At 73.6% G+C, this 4,685-nt stretch carries 3 protein-coding genes; all 3 read right to left on the bottom strand.

Annotated elements, in window-relative coordinates; genetic code table 11:
- Positions 1-55: 55 nt before the first annotated feature.
- Positions 56-2,161: an Ig-like domain-containing protein gene (locus VF665_RS25105; RefSeq protein ID WP_331056240.1), complete on the bottom strand. Its 2,106-nt coding sequence runs from the start codon at positions 2,159-2,161 to the stop codon at positions 56-58.
- Complete coding sequence (locus VF665_RS25100) at positions 2,158-3,465, bottom strand: tetratricopeptide repeat protein (RefSeq protein WP_331056239.1); 1,308 nt, start codon at positions 3,463-3,465, stop codon at positions 2,158-2,160. The genes VF665_RS25105 and VF665_RS25100 overlap by 4 nt, the downstream gene beginning before the upstream one ends.
- Before the next feature lie 203 nt (positions 3,466-3,668).
- A partial coding sequence (locus tag VF665_RS25095; protein WP_331056238.1) for a sigma-54 dependent transcriptional regulator occupies positions 3,669-4,685 on the bottom strand: 1,017 nt, incomplete at its 5' end.

Genomic DNA, 4,685 nt, shown 5'->3' with positions numbered 1-4,685 from the left:
GAAAGCGGCCGGGCGATGCACTCGCCCGGCCGCTTCCGTTCGTCCCCGCCGCGGATCAGGGCACGTTGACGATCAACTCGTCGCGGGCGTCGTAGTAGGCGCCCCGGAAGTCCGACCAGCTCACGAGAATCCTTACGGAGGACGCCCCCGCGGGAAGAGGCACGTCAGCGACGATCTCCGAACGGCCCTGCGCGTATGCGACGACCTGGGTGGAATTGGCCCACAATGTGGACCACAGCGTGGGGCAGACGTTTGCGCCGTCGGAATTGAGCCCCGTGCACGTGACCCGCACGCGGAGAGTGCCCGTGGCGGTCACCGTGTCGCCCGCCGGTTCCACGATCATCACCACGGGGTTGGGGTTGTGCCGGATGGTGTACAGGTACTGGCGCTGGTTGCCCGCCGCGTCGGTGGACGTGAGCACGCCGTCCAGGATCCCGCCCGGCACCCCCCGCAGATCCACGGAGCCCCTCCAGAGACCGGTTGTATCATCGTACTGCATCGCCGCCTGCCGCCCCGCCATGGAAAGGCGGGCCGACGTGATGGCGCCCGCGGACGACGCGATCCGCGCGGTAACGTACGACTGGTACACGGTCGCGCCATTCGTGTCGTTCGGCAGGACGTTCGAGATGGTGATGGGGTTCGCAATCTCCACCTCGATGGTCCCCTCCACGGTGCCGGCGCGGTACCGGATGGTGAAGTTGGAACCCGCGGAGCCCGCCGTGAGCGTGGCCTGCGCGCGACCGTCCGCACCGGTGCGGCCCGAGACGGAGGTGATGGTGGCCGGGCCCGACACCGACCAGGTGACGGCCGTGTTCGGCAGCGACTGGTTGGACGAGTCGCGGACTTCAACCGTGTAGGTGTTGGCGGAGCCGGGCTGCACCAGCACGGGGCCTGACTGAACGAAGACGTATCCCGGAAGCCGCAGCCTGGCGCTCACGGTGGCCGACCGGGAGCCCGCCTGCGCGCGAAGGGTCTGCACGCCCGCTCCGCCGCCCAGCCGCCAATCCACCGAAGCCACCCCGTCGGTCCCGGTGATCGTCGCCGGGGCCGCCACGGTGCCGCCCCCCGAGGTGACCGTCCACGTGACCGCGACGCCGGCAATGGGGCGCCCCTCCGCGTCGGTGACCACAGCCCTCGCGGCGGGGACGGGAGTGTCGGGTGCCACGAGCCACACTCCGCCCGCGACCGAGACGCCCGCAGGCACCTGCTGAACCGTGATGACCGCCGTGTCGCGAAGCGCCCCGGCGCTCGCGATGACGCGCGTGGTGCCGTTGCCGCTGGCCACCACGGTGGAGGACCCGTCCAGCCCGGCCACCGCCGCGTTTTCGGAGATCAGCATGACCGGCACTCCGCCGACCGCGGCGCCGGTGCGGTCGCGCGCCACCACTGTGAGCGTCGTCCGCTCCCCGAGCGAAGCAAAGGTCACGGCGCGCGGCGAGATCTCGAGCGAGGCGGCCGGCAGCGGAGCCGCCGCCGCGGTAAAGGTGACCACCTGTCCAACGGCCGTGGCCCGCGCCGACTGTGTGCCCACCTGCGCGCCCAGCGTCCACCGCGAACGGGCGATGCCGGATGGCCCCGTGACCGAACTGGCCGGGGAGAGCGTTCCCCCGCCCGTGGTGGATTCCCACGTCACCGCCACCCCGGGCACGGGGTTCCCGAAGCGGTCCGCCACCCGGACCGCCAGCGAGTCGGCGACCGGGTCCTGCGCGGTTCCGCTGAAGGAGGTGGGCCCCGCGGCCGCCAGCGCGGCGGCGGCGTCGCGCACGCCGACGGCGCGGAAGGTGGCGAACACGAGGGCCTCCCCCGTCGCGGGGTCCACGGCGCGGGCCTCCACGCGCTGCGTGTCTCCGGCCACCGGGCCCAGGGTCCAGCGCTCGCGCGCCTCGCCGTCGGCGTTGGTCAGGGCCGATCCGGCGAACACCGATCCGCCGCCCGCGGTGACCACAAAGTTGACCAGCTGGTTCCTGATGGGCTTGTCCCTGTCGTCCACCACGCGCACCACCAGGGGCTGCTTGAGCTCCCGGCCGACGGTGTCGGCCTGCAGGTCGCCCGAAACCACCAGGACGCGCGCGGGCTTCTGGCCGCCGATCACCACTTCGCCGTTGCATCCCGCGGCCAGCAATCCCACAAGCAGCGCCAGCGCGCCCGCAATCATTCTCATACCGCCAGCCCCCGTGCGTTGTCGTTCACCGCGGCGCCCACGCGCCCCAGTTCCTGCGCCACCTCCTCCGCCTCCCTCCGCGCACCCAGCCCGGTGTAGAGGCGGTGCGCCTCCCCGAGCCGCGCGGCGGCGGCCTCGCGATCCCCCCGCCGTGCCTCCAGCCCGCCGTAGTGCTGCTGCGTGGCGGCCACTTCCCACGCCGGCAGCCGGTGCTCCCGGCACACTTCCAGCGCCTGCTCGTAGAACAGGTAGGCTTCCGGGTCGCCGCGCGCCGCGGAGGCCGCGCCCAGGGCCCGGTACACGTCGGGCAGCCGCAGCACCGCGCGGGAGTGGATGGCCAGCGCCTCGGCGTCGCGCGCGGCGGCCAGCGCTTCGCGGGTGCGGCCCTGGAGAAGAAGGGGTTCGGAAAGCCCCACCAGCACCGCCACGCGCATCACCGGGTCCAGCTCCCGCCCCAGCGCCCGGCCAAAGGCCGCTTCCGCCTCCGCGGCCTCGCCCCGCGCCAGGTGCAGCCGCCCCCAGGCGTGGTCCAGGTACGGCATCAGGCCGCCGCCCAGCGCGCGGGCCGTTTTCTCCCCGCGCGCCAGCCACTCCGCGGCGGCGTCCAGGGCGCCCAGGCGCCGTTCCACCACGGAAAGGCCCAGGCAAAGGTGCACGTACTCCGCGCGGGGCGGGAGTGCCGGGCAGCGCTCCACCCCGCAATGGTACCACTCCCGCGCCTCGCTCCAGCGGCTCTGGTCCACTCTTACGTTGCCCAGCCCCTGGCACGCCACCACCGCGCCCATGTCGTCCCGCTGGGCGAGAGACACGTCGTAGCTTTCACGGTATCGCCTGGCGGACAGCTCCCACTCGCCCATGGCACGGGCGACGCGCCCCAGCCTGCGCAGCGCCAGCCCCTCTCCCCGGCGGTCGCGCGGCTTGCGGCCCAGGTCCAGCGCCCGCTCGTAGAACTCCCGGGCCTGCTCCAGCCGCCCCGCGCCCTCCTCCAATTCACCCGCGGCCACCAGGTGCTCCCCGCCTTCGGCCGCATCCCCCCGCTCCAGCGCGGCCAGGGCCCGCACGGTGTGGCGCATCACCCCCTCCACGCGCAGGCGAACCCGCTCCGCGAGCGCCTCGATCCGGCGTTCCAGCGCGGCCGGGTCGGCGAGGCGGGTGCCCAGGGTGCGGTGGTCTTCCTCCAGGCCCCACGCCGCCCCGCCCTCCGCGTGCGACGCGGACAGCAGCGCCTGGCGCAGGGGCGCGAGGTCATCCGTGTCGGGGATGGCCTTGAGCGCGGTGTCGATCCGGAGGGCTCGCCGGGTCACGCGGGGTTGTTGGATGAGCGGTCGGCTGCGTTCATGCGGCCTGTCCGTGCACCCGGCGTTCCATCGTCCCGCGTGCGGAAGTCCGCATGAACACTGAGATTTTCGCGGAGCCGGGAATGCTCGGCGACGAGGGTGTTGCTGCTTTTTGTGACATCGTGCCGCGGGAAACGGCAGGCGGGGGGAGAGGGCGGCGCGGGGCCGGATCAATCCGGGAGGACGCCGTACTCGGTGGCTTTGCGCGAAACGGTGTTGCGGTGCATGTCCAGGATCTCCGCGGCGCGCCCGAAGTGCCCGTTCACCCGCCGCAGCACCGCCCCGATGTGGAGCGCCTCCACCTGCGCCATCGTCATTTCCGCGGAGTAGCCGGGGAGCGGGTCCGCGGCGCCCTCCGCCGCGGGGGGCGGGGGTGCCGCGGGGCCCAGCTGCAGGTGACCGGCCTGCAGCACGTCGCCCGGCGCCAGCAGCACCGCGCGCTCCAGCACGTTGCGCAGTTCGCGGACGTTGCCGGGCCACGCGTGCGCTTCCAGGCTGCGCAGCGCCGCGCGGGAGATGCCGCGCAGCGCGCGCCCGTGCTCCCCCGCAAAGCGCGTGGCGTAGTGCAGCGCCAGCGCCCGCACGTCGCCCGGGCGCTCGCGCAGGGGCGGCAGGTGAAGCCGGACGACCGCCAGGCGGTAGAACAGGTCTTCGCGAAAGTCGCCCGAGGCCATCAGCGACGGCAGGTCGCGGTGGGTAGCCGCCACCACGCGCACGTCCAGGCGAATGCGCTCCCCGCCGCCCAGCCGCTCGATCTCCCGCTCCTGCAGGGCCCGGAGGATCTTGGACTGCAGCACCAGGCTCATGTCCCCGATCTCGTCCAGGAACAGGGTGCCGCCGTTGGCCCGCTCAAAGCGGCCCACCTTGCGCGCGATGGCGCCGGTGAACGCGCCGCGCTCGTGCCCGAACAGCTCGCTTTCCAGCAGGTCTTCGGGAATGGCCGCGCAGTTGACGGCCTCGAACGCGCCGGCCGCCCGCCCGCTCGCCGCGTGCAGCGCGCGCGCCACCAGCTCCTTGCCCGTTCCCGATTCCCCCGTCACCAGCACGGTGGCGGCGCTCGCCGCCACCCGGCCCACCGTCTTGAACGCTTCCACCAGCGCGGGGCTGCTCCCCACCAGTTCGTTGCCGGAGCCAGCCGGCGGCGGGGGGAGGGGGATGACGTCGCCGTCCGGCGGGGCGGGGCAAAG

Origin of the sequence: Longimicrobium sp. (genome assembly GCF_036387355.1) — a bacterium.
GTDB lineage: Bacteria > Gemmatimonadota > Gemmatimonadetes > Longimicrobiales > Longimicrobiaceae > Longimicrobium.
Note: the sequence above shows the minus strand (reverse complement) of the source record. Positions and strands in the feature narration are given on the sequence as shown.